The following is an 18,746-nucleotide window of genomic DNA, read 5'->3' on the forward strand; positions in this document are numbered from 1 at the left end:
GGGTCAGTTTATCGCTGGTCCTGGCGGGTTTCGCGTCCGGCCAGGGTGGCGCGGATGGGGGCGGTCTTCGCGGCGGCTTCGGCGACTTCGGCGTGTGCGTCGCTGTCCCAGGTGATGCCGCCGCCGGCCCAGGTGTGCAGTAGTTCGGTGTCGGCGGCGGCGGTGCGGATGGTCAGGCCGAGGTCGATGTGGCCGGGGGTGACCCAGCCGAGGGCGCCCATGCTGGCGCCGCGGCCGACGGGTTCGAGGGTGTCGATCTGGGTGAGGGCGGCGTGTTTGGGTGCGCCGGTGACGGAGCCGCCGGGGCAGGTGGCGCGCAGCAGGTCGGCGAGGCCGAGGCCGTCGGCGGCGGTGGCGCGGACTGTCGACTCGGCCTGCCACAGGTCGCACCAGCGGCGGACGGTGAACAGGTCGTCGACGGTGACGGTGCCGGTGCGGGCGATGCGGGCGAGGTCATTGCGTTCCAGGTCGACGATCATGATGTGTTCGGCGCGTTCCTTGGCGCTGGTCAGCAGTTCGGCGCGGCCGGCGGGGGTGGCGGGGCGGGTGCCCTTGATGGGTCGGGTGATGAGGTGCCCGTCGGTGACCTCGATGAGGGTTTCCGGGGAGGCGCAGCCGATGGCCCAGCCGTCGCCGGTGAGGACGCCGCCGTAGCGGGCGCCGGGGAGCGCGCTGAGGCGGCTCAGGGCGGGTCGCGGGTCGCCGGTGTATCGGGCGGCGGCGTGTCCGACGAGGTTGGTCTGGTAAACGTCGCCGCGGCCGATGGCGGCGCGGACCGCGTCGACGGCGTCGGCGTGTTGGCGGGGGGTCCAGCTTTCGGTCCACGGGCCGAGCCACCAGGGGGTGGGTGGGGTTGGTCCGGTGGTGCGGGTGGGGCCGTGGTCGTAGACGACGACGGTGAGGTCGGGCAGGGTGGGCGCGGGTTCGGGGGCGGTGGTGGGCGCCCCGGCCAGGTGCGCGCCGGCAGCGGCGGACAGGTAGAGCGCGGCGCCGCACGCCCGGGTGTGGTGGTGGGCGGGGGTGGGGCGGGTCAGGTCGTGCAGTGGCAGGCCGTGCGCGGCGAGGAACTCCTCGGCGAGGGCGGCGGGGTCGCCGCCGTCGCGGCGGTGCCATTGCAGGCGGGCGCGTTCGGTGAGCGCGTTTCGGCAGGCGGCCGGCGCCGCAGGCACATCGACCGGCACCTGTGGGAGCGTTTCCACGCCGTATGGTCCGACCTTCCTCATCCGTTCAGTGGATTTCCCGTGCGCCAGACCGGCACCTGCACGATGCTGGACACTTTCGCTTGGTACTGTGCGTCACTGGTCATGTGAACCATGACACAGTGCCCCCACAGTCCGGAGACCCTGATGTGCCAGCACCAACCGACCTGCCCCTCCGCTGAAGCCACCGACCGGGAAGCCGCGCGAGTCCTCGCCTGCTTCCGTGAGCAGGGCTGGAGCCTGCTCTGCAACGGTGTGATCGTCTTCGAGGACACCGGCGAGTTGCTTCCCGACGGCAGCAGCATCGCACCGCACCGCGGTCCCGCCCGCCACGCCCTCGTGGCCTGATTCGACCACCCAGCGTCACCGAATAGCCGCCGTCGGCCAGGCTTGTCCCCCGGTAAAGGGACGTCCTCGCCCAGGCCGTAGCGGCTGCCGGGGCGGCCCACACCGCCCGCCCCGGCTCGCCGTCGTCAGTCTTCGAACGCCTCCGGCGACGGGCACGAGCAGACCAGGTTGCGGTCGCCGTAGGCGCCGTCGATGCGCCGCACCGGCGGCCAGTACTTCCCGGCCCGGTCCACCCCGGCCGGGTACGCGCCCACCGACCGCGGGTACGGGTGCGCCCAGTCGTCGCCGCTGACCATCGCCGCGGTGTGCGGCGCGTTGGCCAGGGGGTTGTCCCCCGCCGGCCACTGCCCCGAACCGACCTGCTCGATCTCCGCCCGGATGGCGATCATCGCGTCGCAGAACCGGTCCAGCTCGGCCAGGTCCTCGCTCTCGGTCGGCTCCACCATCAGCGTCCCCGCCACCGGGAACGACATCGTCGGGGCGTGGAAGCCGTAGTCGATCAGCCGCTTCGCCACGTCGTCGACGCTCACCCCGGTCGCCTTCGTCACCGGCCGCAGGTCGAGGATGCACTCGTGGGCCACCAGGCCCTTGTTGCCGGCGTACAGCACCGGGAAGTGCCCCCGCAGGCGCGCCGCCACGTAGTTCGCCGCGAGGACCGCCACACCGGTCGCCCGGGTCAGCCCCTCGGCGCCCATCATCCGCAGGTACGCCCACGGGATCGGCAGGATCCCCGCCGACCCGTACTTCGCCGCCGAGATCGCCGGCGTGGCGTCCGCGTGCGCGCCCAGCGGGTCACCGGGCAGGAACGGCGCCAGGTGCGCGCGCACCGCCACCGGACCCACCCCGGGGCCACCGCCGCCGTGCGGGATGCAGAACGTCTTGTGCAGGTTCAGGTGCGACACGTCCGCGCCGAACTTACCGGGCTTCGCGAACCCGACCAGGGCGTTGAGGTTCGCCCCGTCGACGTACACCTGACCGCCGGCGTCGTGGACCTTCGCGCACAGCGACGCGATGCCCGTCTCGTACACCCCGTGCGTCGACGGGTACGTCACCATGATCCCGGCGAGCGCGTCCCGGTGCTTGTCGATCTTCGCGTCGAGGTCGACGAGGTCGACGTTGCCGTTGTCGTCGCAGGCCACCACGACGACCCGCATGCCGGCCATCACCGCCGACGCCGCGTTGGTGCCGTGCGCCGACGACGGGATCAGGCACACGTCGCGGTGCGACTCGCCGCGCGACGCGTGGTAGGAGCGGATCGCCAGCAGCCCGGCCAGCTCACCCTGCGACCCGGCGTTGGGTTGCACGCTGACCGCGTCGTAGCCGGTCACCTCGGCCAGCCACGACTCCAGCTGACCGATCATTTCCCGGTACCCGGCGGTCTGCGTGTCCGGGGCGAACGGGTGGATGTGCGCGAACTCCGCCCAGCTGACCGGCTCCATCTCCGTGGTGGCGTTCAGCTTCATCGTGCACGATCCGAGCGGGATCATGCCCCGGTCCAGGGCGTAGTCGAAGTCCGACAGCCGCCGCAGGTAGCGCAGCATCGCCGTCTCCGAGTGGTGGCTGCGGAACACCGGGTGGGTGAGGAAGTCACTGGTGCGGGCCAGGTCGGCGGGCAGCGCCGCGTCCACGGCCCCGTCGAACGCGGGCACCCCGAACGCCGCCCACACCTGCGCCAGGTGCGCGTCGGTGGTCGTCTCGTCGCAGGACATCCCCACCCGGTCGGCGTCGACCAGCCGCAGGTTGACACCTCGGTCCGCGGCGGCGGCCACCACCTCGGCGGCCCGTCCCGGCACGTGCGCGGTGACGGTGTCGAAGAACGCGACGTCCGCGACGTCCACGCCGCCGGCGCGCAACCCGGCCGCGAGCCGCGCCGCCATCTGATGGGTACGCGCCGCGATGTCACGCAACCCGTCCGGGCCGTGGTAGACGGCGTACATGCCGGCCATCACCGCGAGCAGCACCTGCGCGGTGCAGATGTTGCTCGTCGCCTTCTCCCGCCGGATGTGCTGCTCGCGGGTCTGCAACGCCAACCGGTAGGCCGGGTTGCCGTCCGCGTCGCGTGACACCCCGACCAGGCGCCCGGGCAGCATCCGCTCCAGGCCCGCGCGCACCGCCAGGTAACCGGCGTGCGGCCCCCCGAAGCCCATGGGTACGCCGAAACGCTGGGTGGTGCCGGCGGCGATGTCCGCCCCGATCTCCCCCGGCGCCCGTAGCACCGTCAACGCCAGCAGGTCCGCCGCGACCGTGACGAGAGCCCCGACGGCGTGCGCGGCCTCGACGAGGCCCCGGTGGTCGCGGACCGCCCCGGACGCGCCCGGGTACTGCAGGTGCAGGCCGAAGAACTCCCCCGGCAGCTCGTCGCGCTCGACGTCGACGACCCGCACGTCGATGCCGAGCGGCTCGGCGCGACTGGTGATCACCGCGATGGTCTGCGGCAACGCGTCGGCGTCGACGACGTACACCCGGCTCTTGCTCTTGGAGGCCCGCCGCGCCAGGGTCATCGCCTCGGCGGCGGCGGTGCCCTCGTCGAGCATGGACGCGTTCGCGGTGGCCAGGCCGGTCAGGTCGGTGACCATCGTCTGGAAGTTCAGCAGCGCCTCCAGGCGGCCCTGGCTGATCTCCGGCTGGTACGGGGTGTACGCCGTGTACCAGGCCGGGTCCTCCAGCACGTTGCGGCGGATCACCGCCGGGGTGTGCGTGCCGTGGTACCCCAGCCCGATCATGGAAACGGCGACGGTGTTACGGGCCGCGAGGGCCCGCAGCTCGGCGATCGTCTCGGACTCGGTGGCCGCCTCCGGCAGGTCGAGGGTGCCGTGCCAGCGGATCACCTCGGGGATCGCGGCGTCCATCAGCTCGTCGATCGAGCCGTGCCCGACGACCTCCAACATCCGACGCTCATCGTCGGGGCCGGGACCGATGTGACGGGTGGCGAACTGCTCTACGGTCATAGGGGGCACTCCCGGGGCGAGGTCGACGTGTCGGCCTCCCCCTCTGTCGCACCCATGGGTGCTCCACAGTGCCTGCCCACGAGGTCCTTTTGCCTGAGAGGTTCCGGGGAGGATTTGCCCCTTCGGCGCCGCCCTGAGTGCCCTCGGGCGGTCTCTCCCACGTGGGTGTTACCGGCATGGTCAACGCTACCAGCGCCGGTGTTTCCGGCAGATGTCCTCCCCCGGCGGTGCTCAGACCCCGACCGTCGCCGGGTTGTCGGCGACCCGGGCGGCCAACTCCGGCAACAGCGCGCCCAACGGCGCGTCGACGCACACGGTGGCGTGCCCGTCGCCCCGGGTCGGGCCCTGGTTCACGATCGCCACCGGGATGCCCCGTTTGGCCGCCCGAATCACGAAACGTCGCCCGGACATCACCGTCAACGACGACCCCAGCACCAGCAACGACCGGGCCCGCTCCACGGCCGCGAAACAGCGCGCCACCCGCTGCGGCGGCACCGTCTCCCCGAAGAACACCACGTCCGGTTTCAGCATCCCGGTGCCGCAGATCGCACAGTCCACCGTCCGGAACGCCGCCACCTGCTCATCGGGGAGATCAACGTCACCGTCCGGGTTCACCGCGGCGACCTGCGCCACGAAGTCCGGGTTGGCCTCGCGCAACCGCCGGTCCAACTCCTCCCGGGAGGTCAGGTTGCCGCAGTCCAGGCAGATCACCTCATCCAGACGGCCGTGCAACTCGATCACCGACGTGCTGCCGGCCGCACCGTGCAGACCGTCGACGTTCTGAGTGATCACCGTGTCGACCAGACCGGCCTGTTGCAGCCCGGCGACCGCCCGGTGCCCGGCGTTCGGCGCAGCCCCCGCGATCAACCGCCACCCGAGGTGGCTGCGCGCCCAGTAGCGCCGCCGGGCCAGGGGATCCCGGGTGAACGCCTGGAACGTCATCGGGGTGTGCCGCCGCGCCACCCCGCTGGGCCCCCGGTAATCCGGGATGCCCGACTCGGTGGACAGGCCGGCACCGCTGAGCACCACCACCCCACCGTCGGCCACCAGCGCGCGCACCGCCTCGAAGCTCTCCGTCACCTCTCCATGCTGCCTCAACCCACCCGCCGACGCCGAACCCCCGGCCACCCGCCGCTCGCCGCTCGGTCGCAGGTCGGGGATTCGACCTCGGGTGGGCGTCGCGCTCTGCGCGGCGTGGGCGGCTCGGCGTGGGCGGCCTGGCATCGTGCTCTGCGCGCTGACGGCCGGTGGCTGTCGCGCTCTACGCGGCGACGGTGTCGGCGACGACGCAGGCGATGTTGTCCGGCGCCCCCGCGGCCTCGGCCAGACCGATCAGTGTCCGCACCGCCTGCTCGGGATCGGTTGCCGCGCTCAGCGTCGACAGCAGGTCGGCACGGTCGACGACGGCGGACAGGCCGTCGGAGCACAGCAGGTACCGATCACCGGGCAGGGCGGTGCGCAACGCGAGATCCGCCTCGACCTGCTGGCCGCCGCCGAGGGCGCGCACCAGCACAGCGCGCTGCGGATGCGCGGCGGCCTGGTCCCGGTCGAGGCGGCCCTGCTCCACCTGAGCCTGCACCCAGGTGTGATCCTGGGTGAGCACTGACAACTCACCGCCGCGCAGGAGATACGCCCGGGTGTCACCCACGTGCACCAGGGCCAGGTGGGCACCACTGAACAGCAGCGCGGTCAGCGTGGTGACCGGCTGGTACTCGTCGGTCGCCAACGCGCGCACGGTGCGCTCGGCGTCGGTGACCGCACCAGCGAGCATCGTCAGCAGATCGGCGGCCGGACCGTCGGCCAGTTCCAACGGTCGCAGCGCGTCGATGGCGGCAGCGCTGGCGGCAGCGCCGCCGGGTCCTCGCATCCCGTCGGCGACGGCCAACAACCGTCCGCTGGCGTACGCGGTGTCCTCGTTGCTGTCGCGCACGGCCCCGGTCTCACAACCAGCGGCATGACGGACGGCCAGGGCGGGTTTCGCCTCAGACATGGTGGTGCCCCCTTCAGACAGGTGGTCCACGAGGACGGAGGCCAGCCGTGCCCGAGCCGCGGTGTCGGCGGTGACCTGCCGCCAGTACGCGGTGACCGCCTCGGCCGCCGCCGCCGGCTCCAAGCCACACACGGCGCGGATCGTCGCCAACGGCATACCGATGCGGCGCAACTGGGCGACCAGCCGCGCCAACGGCAACTGGTCCGGGTCGTAGAGCCGGTATCCGGACTCGGGATCGATAGCGGCCGGCGGCAGGAGCCCCACCTGGTCGTACAGGCGCAGCGCCTTCGGCGTCAGCCTCGCCGCCTGCGCGAACGCCCCGATGGTCAACAACTCCACGTCGCCATCCTCCTCGTGCCGGTCACCGCGACCGGCACGCACCAGGCTGGGGGTTACCCAAAGGTCAAGGTCAAGCTCGCCGGCCAGGAAACCACCCCCGACGCCCAGCCGGCCGTCGTGCGCCCCGCAGGTCTACCTCGTGGTGGTGACACTGAGGGCGAAGGTGGTGACGGCCAGGGCCAGGTACGCGCCGGGGAAGATCACATTGTGGTGAACGCCGGCGCGCAGGTGCGCGGCGACGGCACCGATGAAGAACAGGGTGAGGCCGGCAGCGGCGGCAGAGCCGACGAGCGGAACACCGACAAGGCCGAGCAGGAGACCGGCTGCCCCGGCGGCCTTGAGGGCGCCCAACAGCGGAAGCCAGGAGGATGGCACACCAACCTCCGCGGAGTTCGCGAGCACGAAGGGGGCGCGGCGGAAATCGGCGATCGCGATGGCGGCGTTCGCGCTCATCGTCGTGACGGTCACGATCAGATAGATGGCGTCCATGCGGGTCAGCGTTCCCATCCGGGCGTTCGGTGGTCGCCGAGGATCTTCCGGAGCGGTAGGTTCACGGTGTCGGACTCCTCAGGGTCGCTACGGTCGTCGCGGGTTGGTCACCCCCATGACGTCGCCCGTTGCGGAAAGGTGACCCCTGTGGATTCGGACGAGGTTCTGGCCGCACGGTTCGAGGAAGACCGGCAGCATCTGCGGGCGGTGGCCCACCGCCTGGTCGGTTCCGTGCACGACGCCGACGATGTGGTGCAGCAGACCTGGATCAAGGCCAGTCAGGCGGATCTGAGCGACGTCGCGAATCTGCGCGGATGGCTCACCACGGTGACGGCCCGGCAGTGTCTGGACCTGCTGCGGGCGAGACGCCGTCGCGGTGAGGTCGTCCTCGACGACGCCATCGAGACGGCCAGTGTGACATCGCGCCCCACCGCCGTGACCCGCACCGGTGAGGAGGAGGTGCTCCTCGCCGAGTCGGTAGGACTGGCGCTGCTGGTGGTGCTGGACCGGCTCTCCCCGGCGCAGCGGATCGCCTTCGTGTTGCACGACCTGTTCTCCGTCCCCTTCGAGGAGATCGGCCAGGTGATGGACCGCTCACCGGCAGCGGCGAAGAAGCTGGCCAGCCGGGCCCGCGACCGGGTCTACGTGGCCGCCAGCGATCAGCCGACCCTCCAGCGGCAGACGGCCAAGCACCTGCTCCTCGTGGACGCCTTCCTCGCCGCGTCTCGTGGCGGTGACCTACCGGTGCTGCTCGACCTGCTGGCCCCCGACGTTGTCCGCCGGGTCGACCGAATCCTGGTCCCCGATGACGTGGCGACCGAGATCCGCGGCGCGCGCCTGGTGGCCGAGGAGACCAAGCTGTTCACCGCACGCGCCCGCACCGGCGCGGTGGCCTGGATCGACGGGGCGCCCGGCATCGTGATAGCCCCACGCGGTCGGCTGCAAGCCGCCCTGCGTCTGGGCATCGTCGCCGGACTCATCCACACGATCGACGTCATCGGCGAACCCGGCCGCCTCGATCGCCTCACGATCGCCGTCGCGGGAAGCCACGGCCGCGCCCGAGCCCACCGCCGGTAGGTTGGGCACATGCGTGTCGTCATCGCCGGAGGCCACGGCAAGATCGCCCTACTCGTCGAGCGTCACCTCACCGGCCGCGGCGACACCGCCGTCGGCCTGATCCGCAACCCCCAGCAGGCCGCCACGCTGCGCGCCGCCGGCGCCACCCCCGTCGTCTGCGACCTGGAACACGCCGACGCCGCGGAGGTCGCCGCGCACCTCACCGACGCCGACGCCGTGGTCTTCGCCGCGGGCGCCGGCCCCGGCAGCGGCGCCGCCCGCAAGGACACCGTCGACCGGGGCGCCGCCGCGCTCCTCGCCGACGCCGCCACCCGCGCCGGTGTCCACCGCTACCTGCTCGTCTCCTCCATGGGAGTGGACGACCCACCCTCCGCCGGCACCGACGACGTGTGGGCGGCGTACCTGCGGGCGAAGAAGGCCGCCGAGGACGACCTGCGCGGCCGCGACCTGGCCTGGACGGTGCTACGCCCCGGGCGGCTCACCGACGACCAACCCACCGGCCGGGTCACCCTCACCCGACACGCCGGGCGGGGCGCGATCAGCCGCGCGGACGTCGCCCACGTCCTCGTCGCCCTGCTCGACGAACCAGCCACCACCGGAGCGACCCTCGAACTCGTCAGCGGGCCCACCCCGATCGCCGACGCCATCCGCGCCGCCACGACCTGACCGGCCCCACGGAGGAGAGCAATGGACCCGCAGCCACTCGATCACCGCTTCACCGCGCCCATCGAGAAGGACGGCGCGTTCGCCAGCGACGCCGGCACCGAGGTGACCTTCCACCTCGCACAACGCCTCACCTGAGCACCCGGGTGGGGACGCACCCCACCCGGGTGCTCACCGCTGCTGGTGGCGCGGCAACGCCGACTGATCCACCACACCGCCGACGAACGGCGCCCCCGGCGTCTCCGCCGCGATCCGATCCATCGTCCGGGCCAACTGCTCACTGCCATCATCGAGATGCCGCGCCGCCGCCTGCATGTGCGACACCATCATCTCCCCGAAAATCCGCAACGCCTCCCGGGTCGCCACCGTGTCGTCGAAACTCGGCCCCGCCGCGCTGCGATACTCCGCCACGGCCCGCTCCGCTTCCTGCTTCGCCTCCGCCTCCGCCGCGTGCAGGTAACTCTCGTACTGCACCCGGGCGTACTCGGCGACCCGCCGCGCGTAGTCATGCGCCTGCGCGATGATCTGCTCCGCCTCCCGCTGCGCCGCGGACAGCAGATTCACCTCCCGCGCCGCCGGGGCCTTTCCCGCCGTCCCCGTGCTCGGGATCACCCCGTGCCGGTGCAGCTCCACCCGGTCGGTCAGCCGCTCGTTCTCCGCCCGCAACGTCGCGATCTGCGTCGCCAACACATCCAACTCGTCGGCGATCTGCATCCGGAACCGGTCCACGTCGGCGTTGTCGTAGCCACGCCGTGCGAACGACGCCGCACCGAACTGCCACCGCCGAACCCGATCGGCGGTCATCCGCACCTGCACCGCGCCGGAAACCTGCATCCCGTCGTACCGGCTGATCGGGGTCGCGCTCACCTGTGCCCACCTCCCGAAACGTCACCGACAGGCGACTGCTGCACCGCCGTACGCCACGCCGGGCCGTACCACTGCTCACCCAGGCCCTCGTGGTGCACCTGACCCGCGTGGAAACCCGCCTGCAGCAACGCCCGCACCGCGTACGACACCATCTCGTCCGACCCACACACGAACACGTGCCGGGAGCGCCAGTCACCGTCGGCCAACGCCCGATCCACCGCGTGTGAAAACTCCCCGGGCCGGTTCGCATCGGCACCCACCACGTAGGTGACCGTCAACCACGGATACGACGACGCCAACTTGTCGATCGCGTCGCTGTCGTAAAGCTCACTGCGGGAACGGGCCCCCACGTACAGGTCCACCCGCCGGCGGGAACCCTCCGCCGCCACCTGCTCCACCAGCGCCTTCACCGGCGCCCAGCCGGTGCCCGCGACCAGCAGCAACAGATCACTGGAGCCCGCCGACCACAACCCCAGCCGGTCCCCGACCGGCGCCGCCAGGTGGATCCGATCCCCCACCGCCGACCCGTAGACCAACCGCGACGACACCGCGCCACCCGGCGCGGCCCGCACATGCAACTCCAGGGTGCCGTCCGCCCGCGGCGCGTTCGCCGGCGAGTAGTACCGCCACGAACGCACCGACGGATGCGACACCCCGATCGACTGACCCGGGGTGAACGGCAACAGATACTGCGGGCGCACCGTCAACACCGCCACGTCGAACGCCCGCCGCTCGTGCGCCACGATCTCCGCCACCCACCACGGCGGGTTCACCGCCTCGGCGGCCTGCGCGGCCTCCATCATCACCTGGGCCACCAGCCCGTACGCGGCCGCCCAGTCCGCAGCCAACTCCTCGGTCCATCGGTCGGCGAGGAAATGCTGCAACGTCGCCAACAGCGCCTCACCGACGGCCGGGTAGTGCTCCGCGCGTACCGCGAACTTGCGGTGGTCCGCACCGAGATCCTGCAGGAAACCCACAAGCCGGTCCACCTGGTCCACGTTGGACACGATGTGCCCCAACGCGGTCACCAGACGGTCCCGCTGCCCGGCCATGTTCGTCGGGAACATCTGCCGCGTCTCAGGATGAGCGAGGAACAACGTCGAGTAGAAATAGAGCGGCACCTGGTCGCCGTGCTCGGCGACCACCGACCAGCTCTGCTTGAGTTGGGCCGCGTCCACGCTCAGGCGCCCGACCGGTCTCCGGAGGCCACCACCTGGTCCTGCACCTGACCCAGCACCGTCTGCACGTCGGCCAGGATGTCCGCCGGCACACCCAGCTCGGTCAGCGTCGCCAGGAGGTGCTCGCCCACCTTCGCGTAGTGCTCCACCGGGATGTTCAACGGCTGGTGCGCCTCGGCCAACCCACGGCCGGTGTACTCGTTCGGACCACCCAACACCGTGGTCAACATCAACGTCAGGTGCCGCCGCTGACCCACCATCTCCACCTCGGCGAAATAGCCCGCCAAAGCCGGGTCGGCCAACACCTTGTCATAGAACAGCTCAACAGCCGCCTTGACCGAGCTGGCACCGCCAATACGGTCGTAGTGCGACTTGGGGGCAGCCTCTTCGGTAACCGTCACGGTCGTTTCCTCCGGGGAAGGGTCGATAACCGTGAGGGACCATAGCGTGTCAACCGCCTGGGGTCATTGCCCCCCTATCGCGTTCCCGACAGATGCGCAGAACGCAGCGTCACCACTACCGACGGGTATCTCCACAATCGGCAACCAGAACGACACCCAGGGTGTCCACAGTGGAGCGAAGTCACCCACCGGCGCCACGCACCGTCACCGACGGTCGCGAAAAAACCTACCGAAAAAACCGGCCGCCGCGCTCAGCCAGCCCGCCGCCGCGCTCGCCGCGCAGCCAACTCGTCACCCACCGGATCCGACCCCGACGCCACCGCACGCTCCACCGGAGCGCTCGTCGCCGGCTCCGCCGGCAGATGCGACAACGACCCCTGAATCTCCTTGAACGCCCCACCGATGGCAATCCCGAAGACACCCTGGCCACCCTGCAACAGGTCGACCACCTCCTCCGGCGACCGACACTCGTACACCGTCGTCCCATCGGAGATCAGAGTGATCCCGGCCAGATCCTCCACACCACGCGACCGCAGCGCCTCGATCGCCTTACGGATGTTCTGCAGGGACACCCCCGCATCCAACAACCGCTTCACGACCTTCAACACCACCAGATCCCGGAACGAGTACAACCGCTGCGTCCCCGAACCAGAGGCATCCCGCACACTCGGCACGACAAGCGCCGTCCGCGCCCAGTAATCCAACTGCCGGTAACTGATGCCCACCGCGTGGCAGGCCGTCACACCCCGGTAGCCGACCGAACCGTCACCCTCAATCGCCACACCTGGCGACGAGGCACCCGGTTCGTCGAACTCTCCACCCGGATCGGAATCCCGCGGCTCGTGCATCCGGACAACCTCCCCCGTCAGTGTGGCGACGCGTCGTTTCCGGGACGCGCACCCCTCGACACGGCAACCCTATAGCCACCTTCAGGGGTTACCACGGAGGAACCGACACGACACGCCGCGCAGCCACCGAGAAAGATCACCAACCGAACCGGGGCAGCACCGACCGCTACCCCCGGGAGCAGAGCCCACGGCCCACCTCAGCCCGCGAAATCCTCCGGACGCACCTGCTCCAGGAACTCCCGGAACTTCTCCACCTCGTCCTCCTGCTCATCAGGAATGACGATCCCGGCCTCGCTGAGGACCTGCTCAGCACAACGAATCGGCGCACCGACACGCAACGCCAACGCGATCGAATCGCTTGGCCGCGCCGACACCCGCACCCCATCACCGATCAACAGATCCGCGTAGAACACGTTCTCCTTGAGCTCGGTGATCTCCACCGCCTGCAAGGGCGCCTTCAACGCCGCCAACACGTCCCGCAGAAGATCATGCGTCAACGGTCGGGCCGGCTTGACCCCCTGCTGCTCATAAGCGATAGCCGTGGCCTCGACCGCGCCGATCCAAATCGGCAGATAGCGGTCCCCCTCGACCTCCCTGAGCAGGACGATCGGCTGGTTGCTAGGCAGCTCCACCCGAACTCCGACCACGCTCAGCTCGCGCACCGCCGCCTCCGTGTCGTTGTCACCTACGCCGCACCGCGCCCTTCCCTGCACGGTACACGGACCGCGACACGGTCGTCCCGTGCGCTACCGCACCACGCCCGCGCCAGAAAGGGGTTACCCCGGCAAGCCTACGGCACGCTTCCCGGAAGAGATCTTTCCGCTCAGCCACCACCCACCGGGCACCCTCACCGACCCAACGTCGAACGCAAACCCACCCGCACCAACGCCGCGTGCAACTGCTCCGACAACGCCACCAACTCACGCGCCGTCTCCGCCGCCCGAGCCCGCGCCGCCGGATCACTCTGCCGCGCCAACGGCGCCACCAGCTGGGCGAACAAACCAACCTCACGATCCGCCGCCGTCCGGTAACCCCGCAGATGCCGCGGCTCCAACCCGTACGACGCCAACCCCGCCACCGCCGACGCGATGATCAACGCATCCGCGTCATACCACCCCGGCGGATCCGACACCAGCACACCGAGCCGCTCCAACTCCACAAGCGTCGACTCGTCGATCCCACTACGCGCCACCAGATCCGACCGGCCGAGCCGCACCTGCGACGACTCGGCCGGCTCCACCGACTCACGACCCGGCACCGCACCATCAGGACCAACCGCCACCAACGCCGGCCGCGACCGCCCCGGCTGCTCACCAGACGAATCCCACTGGGCCAACTGCTCACGGATCACCCGCAACGGCAGGTACTTGTCCCGCTGCGCGGTCAACACGAACCGCAACCGCGCCACATCGTCCCAGCTGTACTTCCGGTAACCCGCCGCCGTCCGCTGCGGCTCGACCAAACCCTCGGCCTCAAGAAACCGCAGCTTCGAAATCGTGGTGTCCGGGAAATCCACCCGCAACTGCCCAAGCACCTCACCGATGCTCATCAGCGGCTCAGACCGAGCCGCCCCGGGTGACATGGAGGCCGCAGGCTCGTTCACCCCCGGCCGGCCTCCTCCTCCGGGCGCGGACCGGCGATGAACACCACCCGGAACTTACCGATCTGAACCTCGTCACCATTGCTCAACGTGGCCGCCTCGACCCGCTCACGATTCACGTACGTGCCATTCAGGCTACCCACGTCCCGCACCGTGAACGTCCCACCATCGCGGTGGAACTCCGCGTGCCGACGCGACACCGTCACGTCATCGAGGAAGATGTCACTGTCCGGATGCCGGCCACTTGTCGTCACATCGTGGTCCAACAGGAACCGGGCACCCGCATTCGGACCTCGACGAACCACAAGCAGCGCCATACCCGGCGGCAACGAGCCGGACATCCGGCTCGGCACCACATCGGTGTCCGGCCCTTCCAGCACTTCGTCGAGCGAACCGAGATTGAGCGTCGAAGTGACGTCGAGCGGGGGGAACTCGTCGTCTGGCCGCGTCATGGGACCACCTCACGGATCTGTTCGGTCGGCGTCGGGTAATGGCGGGTCTGGCCGCCGGGCAGGTGAACACCCGGCGGCTGGCTCCCCGTGCCCGGGAAGGCAATTCCGCAACGCTCAACTATTTGGGTTCTCGGTCGACTGGGCGAGCCTAGCCAGCGCCGAAATGCAGGGCAACCGGACGCGCGCACACAACCCACGCACCGGATCACGCACACTCAGCCTTCGGTGATCTTCTGATAAGCAGCCGCCGTCAGCAACCCATCCGTCGCCGTCGGATCGTTCGGCGTGATCTCCACCAACCAACCCGCACCGTACGGATCAGTGTTGATCAGCTCCGGCGTGTCACCCAACGCCTCGTTGGGCGCCACCACCGTACCGGCGACCGGAGCGTAGATCTCCGACACACTCTTGGTCGACTCGATCTCACCCAACGAATCACCGGCCGCGACCACCGCACCCGCCTCGGGCAACTGCACGTACACGATGTCACCCAGCGCGTCCTGCGCGAAGTGCGTGATACCGACCCGGATCGAACCCGTGCCGTCACCCGCCACCCACTCATGCTCGGCGGTGTATCGCAGATCCTCAGGAATCACCAGACGCGTCCTTCATCCATCGGTGCCCCGGACCACCCGGGCCCGGCGCGGCCGCGCCGGTCAGGAGACCGGACGGGCGTGTTCTAACTTGATCGGAGCGTGCAGCGCCGAAACCTCGGCAACCTCACGCTCCCCAAACGTCACGTTACCGCCGACACCCCGGACCGATGCCACCACCCCACCAGGAATGTTCAACGCCGTCCGCATCGTCGCCGGATCACCGATCACCGTGATCGTGTACGGCCCCGTCAACCGACGCCCCTCCACCATCAACGACCCGTTGTCCCCGTCGAGGAAGTACGTCGACGCGATGATCCGCACCGTCGCCCGGTCACCACCGGCGATCTGCATCGCCTCCGCGCCCGCGCCCCGCAACTCCTGCACCGCGTCCAACACCCGCGTCGCGGTGATCGGCTTGACACCCGCCTCGAACTGCACCGTCAACCCCGGTCCGACCGCCGGCAACGTACCCGCCAGGATGCCCAACTCGTTCGCCCGCCGCGTCGCCTCGTCCAACGCCGCCTGACGACCCTGCTCACCCGAGCGCAACTGCCGCTGACTGTCCTCCAGGGCACGAATATCCTGCTGAAGACGACTCTCCCGCGCATCCAGATCCGACAGGATCCGCACCAGGTCCTCCTGGCGCGTCGCCCCCAACGTCGGATCCGTCGACGTCGTCTTCAACTGCACGACCAACGTGAAACCCAGCAGCACCAACAACGCCACGATCATCACACCGGCCGTACTCCACCGGAACCGACCCGCCGCCACCGGTGGCACCGCCACCGACTCCCCGGCCGGCTCGGCCAACCCGTCAGAAACCGCCACCGGCTCCCCCGACCGCGGCACCGCCGCGCTCAGGTCCACCGTCGCACCGTCCTCGACCGGCTCCACCGCCGGCTCCTCGTCCGGCTGCGCCGGCTCCTGCGGGGCCAACGGGCTCAGCTCGTCCGGATCCGGCGCCTCCGGACGCGGATCCGGCTCACCCGCCGGCCCACCCGGACGCGTCGGCCCAGCCGGCTGCGGCCACCCGGTCCCCGTGTCGCTCTGCTCGTCACTCATCGCCGTCAAACCTACGCCCGGAACAGGTGCCGACGGATCGCCGCCACGTTGCCGAAGATGCGGACACCCAACACGACGACCACACCCGTGGACAACTGCCCACCCACGCCGAGCTGGTCACCCAGATACACGATCAGACCAGCGACAAGCACGTTCGAGATGAACGACACCACGAACTGCTTGTCGTCGAAGATACGGTCCAACCGGGCCCGCACCCCACCGAACACCGCGTCCAACGCGGCCACCACCGCGATCGGCAGGTACGGCTGCAACGCCGCCGGCACCGTGGGATCAAGCCACACACCCAGCACCACACCGGCAAGCAACGCCAGCACCGCGATCATCGGCCACCTCCGGAGGGGCTAGCGGTCGTCGTCGGACCAGACGACCCAGGACTACCGGACCGGACACCCGACGCGGAAGGGCTCGGACTGACCGACGGCTTCGCGTAGCGTAGCTGCGGCTCCGGAGCCGCCGGCAGGGTGAGGTCATCGGCCTCCCGCACACCGAACGACAACCCGGTCTTCTGCGCGACCTCCCGCATCACATCCGCGTTCCGGCTGTCCTCGAACCTGCGCCGCATCGAACCCGGCCCGACCGCCGACACCTCGTACGGCCCCATCACCGGCCGGAAATCCACGAGGATCGCATCACCCGCCGTACGGATCGTCGACGTCGACGTCAACCGCTGCCCGTTGATGGCGATCGCCTCCGCACCGGCACTCCACAACGCGTTCGCCACACCCTGCAGATCGCTGTACAGCACCCGCGACGGCCCCGCCCCGGCACCGGTCACCGCGTCCGCGTTACCCGGCCCGTCCGCCAACCGCACCACCACGCCGTCACCGCGCACCCGACCCAGCCCGGTGCTCGCCTCCAGGTCCCGCAACCGGGCCGCCGCCGACCCGCTCAACGCCGCGTCCCGCTGCCGACTGACCTCCTCGCGTAGCTGGTCCGCGCGCGTGGACAACCTGTCGGTCTGACTCTCCCGCTCCTTGATCTGCGCCACCAGACCGGACCGGGCCTGGGCCCGCCCCGGCTCGTCCGCCATCGTCTGCCGGTACGCGACCGCGAACAGGAAACCGAGCAGCACCACCACGACCAGACTGACCGACCGGGCCGGCCAGGCCCGCCACCCCCGCACCGACCCGCTGGACGCCGAACGCCGGCGGGCAGCCGCCGCATCCGCGTACCCCGGATCCAGCGGGTTGCGAAACAGCTCGGTGAGGAAATCCGGCGCGTACACCCGATCCTGGCGGGGTTTGCCCGGCTGCGGCGCGCTCATGCCGCCGCACCCGGGCCGCGCGCCGCGCGCACCAGCCGCGCAGCCTGCACCACGTACATCCCGCCGGCCACCCAGTAGAGCACCAGCCCCCACCACGCCAACGCCCAGCCGATCGCTGCCGTCGCCGTCGCCGCGGCGCTCCACTCGGAGGCCAACAGCAGCACCGGGAACGCCGCCAGCAGCAGGAACGTCGCGGTCTTGCCCACGTAGTGCACCGGCGGCGGCCCATACCCGTAGCGGCGCAGCACCGCCAGCGAGCCGAGCAGCAACAGCTCGCGGGCCAGCAGCGCCGCGGTGAACTGCCACGGCACCACCTCCCGCGCGGTGAACGCGACAAGGGTGGCGAGGATGTAGAGCCGGTCGGCGAACGGGTCGAGCAACTCCCCGAGTCGACTCACCTGGTGCAGACGGCGGGCGATCCAGCCGTCGACCCAGTCCGTGGTGCCGCCGATGGCCAGGACGACGATCGCCGCCACGTCGGCTCGCTCGACGAGGAACAGGTAGAGGAAGAGGGGCACGCCCAGCAGCCGTACGAAGCTGATCAGGTTGGGCAGGGTGAGCACCTGGTTGCCGGGGGCCTGGTCACCGGTGTCCCGCGGTTGCTCCGCCCGAGCCGGACGCGACACCGATCCTCCTCCACGCGCGGACCCCCGGCCGACGTCGGGCGCGGCGGAGGGTCGTACGCGCTGTCGGGCCGGCCCGCGCCGGCTCCCCTGCGGCCCCGGGTGAGGCCTCTTCCCTGATCCGGCCCGCGATCTCGAAGATCACGGGCCGGGTAAGTGCGCTGTCACTATATCGGGCCGGCCCGCGCTTGCCGGGCGCCGCCGCTGGCCCTTCGGTGCGGCTCTGCCGCACTGTGGCGTGGATCACCACGCGTAGAGCGTCCTAGGATACTAGTGGAAACCGGGACTGGGCGGGGGCGGTCAGGCCGTCTGAACCGCCGGATCGGCCTGCTGCTCGGGCACCGACTGGGTCGCCGCCCGACCGAACGCCACAAGCGCCGCCAACAGGTCGTGCTGCGTCCTCGCCGGCATCCGATCCAGCACCGACTGCACCGCCCGCCGCCGCCGCTCGGCCAGGTCCCCCAGCAGCGCCAGCGCCGCGGGAGTGGGCACCAACCGCACCTCACGCCGGTCGCGGGGATCGGCCACCCGGCGCAACAGCCCGGTCGCCTCCAGCCGGTCACAGAGGCGGCTCGCCGACGACGGCACCACGTCCAGCAGCTCCGCCAACCCGTTGACATTGGTTTCCGCTCGGCTGGCGATGAGCGTCAACACCCGCAACTGGGTGGGCGGCACCTGATGCCCCGACGCGGCCGAGTCGAGCACAGCGATAAGAGTCCCGGCAGCCGCGTCGATCGCCGCGGCGAGATCCGCAGATCGCTCCACCCGATGTCCCCTGCCG

21 protein-coding genes and 1 riboswitch are annotated in these 18,746 nt (G+C 70.6%); of the genes, 3 read left to right on the forward strand and 18 right to left on the reverse strand.

The window, feature by feature from the left end:
- Positions 1 to 8: 8 nt before the first annotated feature.
- A complete protein-coding gene (locus AB0F61_RS26360) occupies positions 9 to 1,250 on the reverse strand; it encodes a chorismate-binding protein (RefSeq protein WP_357814686.1) in 1,242 nt (413 codons plus the stop codon).
- 96 nt (positions 1,251 to 1,346) lie between these two features.
- Here AB0F61_RS26360 and AB0F61_RS26365 point away from each other — a divergent pair, with 96 nt between their 5' ends.
- Positions 1,347 to 1,547, forward strand: coding sequence for a DUF5999 family protein (locus tag AB0F61_RS26365; protein ID WP_007460326.1), 201 nt, complete (start codon positions 1,347 to 1,349; stop codon positions 1,545 to 1,547).
- Positions 1,548 to 1,672: 125 nt separating this feature from the next.
- Here the strand turns inward: AB0F61_RS26365 and gcvP are convergent, their stop codons facing one another.
- The 4 genes from gcvP to AB0F61_RS26385 all read right to left on the reverse strand — a co-directional run bounded on the left by gcvP (position 1,673) and on the right by AB0F61_RS26385 (position 7,313).
- Entirely contained in the window at positions 1,673 to 4,495 is a 2,823-nt protein-coding gene (gene gcvP / locus AB0F61_RS26370) for an aminomethyl-transferring glycine dehydrogenase (protein WP_357814602.1), read from the reverse strand.
- A 71-nt stretch (positions 4,496 to 4,566) separates the two neighbouring features.
- Positions 4,567 to 4,665: riboswitch (glycine riboswitch) on the reverse strand.
- Between the two features lie 61 nt (positions 4,666 to 4,726).
- Positions 4,727 to 5,575, reverse strand: a complete 849-nt coding sequence (locus AB0F61_RS26375; protein ID WP_357814604.1) for an NAD-dependent protein deacetylase — start codon at positions 5,573 to 5,575, stop codon at positions 4,727 to 4,729.
- Positions 5,576 to 5,756: 181 nt separating this feature from the next.
- Positions 5,757 to 6,824 carry a MerR family transcriptional regulator gene (locus tag AB0F61_RS26380; RefSeq protein WP_357814607.1) on the reverse strand — a complete coding sequence of 356 codons (1,068 nt, stop codon included), beginning with the start codon at positions 6,822 to 6,824 and terminating at the stop codon, positions 5,757 to 5,759.
- A 132-nt stretch (positions 6,825 to 6,956) separates the two neighbouring features.
- A complete protein-coding gene (locus tag AB0F61_RS26385) occupies positions 6,957 to 7,313 on the reverse strand; it encodes a DoxX family protein (protein ID WP_357814609.1) in 357 nt (118 codons plus the stop codon).
- 147 nt (positions 7,314 to 7,460) lie between these two features.
- Here AB0F61_RS26385 and AB0F61_RS26390 point away from each other — a divergent pair, with 147 nt between their 5' ends.
- Together AB0F61_RS26390 and AB0F61_RS26395 are read left to right on the forward strand one after the other, a co-directional pair.
- On the forward strand, positions 7,461 to 8,390 hold the full coding sequence (locus AB0F61_RS26390; RefSeq protein WP_357814612.1) for a sigma-70 family RNA polymerase sigma factor: 930 nt from the start codon (positions 7,461 to 7,463) through the stop codon (positions 8,388 to 8,390).
- Between the two features lie 9 nt (positions 8,391 to 8,399).
- The gene (locus AB0F61_RS26395; protein ID WP_357814615.1) at positions 8,400 to 9,056 is read left to right on the forward strand and encodes an NAD(P)H-binding protein; all 657 of its coding nucleotides are present in this window, start codon (positions 8,400 to 8,402) and stop codon (positions 9,054 to 9,056) included.
- Between the two features lie 168 nt (positions 9,057 to 9,224).
- On the opposite strand, the gene AB0F61_RS26400 is transcribed toward AB0F61_RS26395, so the two are convergent.
- The 13 genes from AB0F61_RS26400 to AB0F61_RS26460 all read right to left on the reverse strand — a co-directional run bounded on the left by AB0F61_RS26400 (position 9,225) and on the right by AB0F61_RS26460 (position 18,730).
- Positions 9,225 to 9,920 (reverse strand): cell division protein DivIVA, encoded by a 696-nt coding sequence (locus AB0F61_RS26400; protein ID WP_357814617.1) that lies wholly within the window; start codon positions 9,918 to 9,920, stop codon positions 9,225 to 9,227.
- Positions 9,917 to 11,098 (reverse strand): globin domain-containing protein, encoded by a 1,182-nt coding sequence (locus AB0F61_RS26405; protein ID WP_357814620.1) that lies wholly within the window; start codon positions 11,096 to 11,098, stop codon positions 9,917 to 9,919. Before AB0F61_RS26405 ends, AB0F61_RS26400 begins: the two co-directional genes overlap by 4 nt.
- Positions 11,099 to 11,100: 2 nt before the next feature.
- Positions 11,101 to 11,499, reverse strand: coding sequence for a group 1 truncated hemoglobin (locus tag AB0F61_RS26410; RefSeq protein WP_357814622.1), 399 nt, complete (start codon positions 11,497 to 11,499; stop codon positions 11,101 to 11,103).
- A 251-nt stretch (positions 11,500 to 11,750) separates the two neighbouring features.
- Positions 11,751 to 12,347 (reverse strand): MerR family transcriptional regulator, encoded by a 597-nt coding sequence (locus AB0F61_RS26415; RefSeq protein ID WP_357814625.1) that lies wholly within the window; start codon positions 12,345 to 12,347, stop codon positions 11,751 to 11,753.
- A 197-nt stretch (positions 12,348 to 12,544) separates the two neighbouring features.
- The gene (locus tag AB0F61_RS26420; protein ID WP_030327706.1) at positions 12,545 to 13,009 is read right to left on the reverse strand and encodes a bifunctional nuclease family protein; all 465 of its coding nucleotides are present in this window, start codon (positions 13,007 to 13,009) and stop codon (positions 12,545 to 12,547) included.
- A 185-nt stretch (positions 13,010 to 13,194) separates the two neighbouring features.
- Positions 13,195 to 13,896 (reverse strand): MerR family transcriptional regulator, encoded by a 702-nt coding sequence (locus AB0F61_RS26425; RefSeq protein ID WP_238647315.1) that lies wholly within the window; start codon positions 13,894 to 13,896, stop codon positions 13,195 to 13,197.
- 50 nt (positions 13,897 to 13,946) lie between these two features.
- A complete protein-coding gene (locus AB0F61_RS26430; RefSeq protein ID WP_007071101.1) occupies positions 13,947 to 14,399 on the reverse strand; it encodes an FHA domain-containing protein in 453 nt (150 codons plus the stop codon).
- Positions 14,400 to 14,614: 215 nt separating this feature from the next.
- Entirely contained in the window at positions 14,615 to 14,995 is a 381-nt protein-coding gene (gene gcvH / locus AB0F61_RS26435) for a glycine cleavage system protein GcvH (protein WP_355031815.1), read from the reverse strand.
- A gap of 60 nt (positions 14,996 to 15,055) precedes the next feature.
- Complete coding sequence (locus tag AB0F61_RS26440; protein ID WP_357814629.1) at positions 15,056 to 16,057, reverse strand: DUF881 domain-containing protein; 1,002 nt, start codon at positions 16,055 to 16,057, stop codon at positions 15,056 to 15,058.
- Positions 16,058 to 16,068: 11 nt separating this feature from the next.
- Positions 16,069 to 16,401: a small basic family protein gene (locus tag AB0F61_RS26445; protein ID WP_030327710.1), complete on the reverse strand. Its 333-nt coding sequence runs from the start codon at positions 16,399 to 16,401 to the stop codon at positions 16,069 to 16,071.
- Positions 16,398 to 17,342 carry a DUF881 domain-containing protein gene (locus AB0F61_RS26450; RefSeq protein ID WP_357814632.1) on the reverse strand — a complete coding sequence of 315 codons (945 nt, stop codon included), beginning with the start codon at positions 17,340 to 17,342 and terminating at the stop codon, positions 16,398 to 16,400. Before AB0F61_RS26450 ends, AB0F61_RS26445 begins: the two co-directional genes overlap by 4 nt.
- On the reverse strand, positions 17,339 to 17,968 hold the full coding sequence (locus AB0F61_RS26455) for a CDP-alcohol phosphatidyltransferase family protein (RefSeq protein ID WP_357814634.1): 630 nt from the start codon (positions 17,966 to 17,968) through the stop codon (positions 17,339 to 17,341). The genes AB0F61_RS26450 and AB0F61_RS26455 overlap by 4 nt, the downstream gene beginning before the upstream one ends.
- 297 nt (positions 17,969 to 18,265) lie before the next feature.
- The gene (locus AB0F61_RS26460; RefSeq protein ID WP_357814637.1) at positions 18,266 to 18,730 is read right to left on the reverse strand and encodes a MarR family transcriptional regulator; all 465 of its coding nucleotides are present in this window, start codon (positions 18,728 to 18,730) and stop codon (positions 18,266 to 18,268) included.
- Between the last annotated feature and the right edge of the window lie 16 nt (positions 18,731 to 18,746).

The sequence above is a fragment of the Micromonospora sp. NPDC023888 genome, assembly GCF_040639415.1.
GTDB lineage: Bacteria > Actinomycetota > Actinomycetes > Mycobacteriales > Micromonosporaceae > Micromonospora.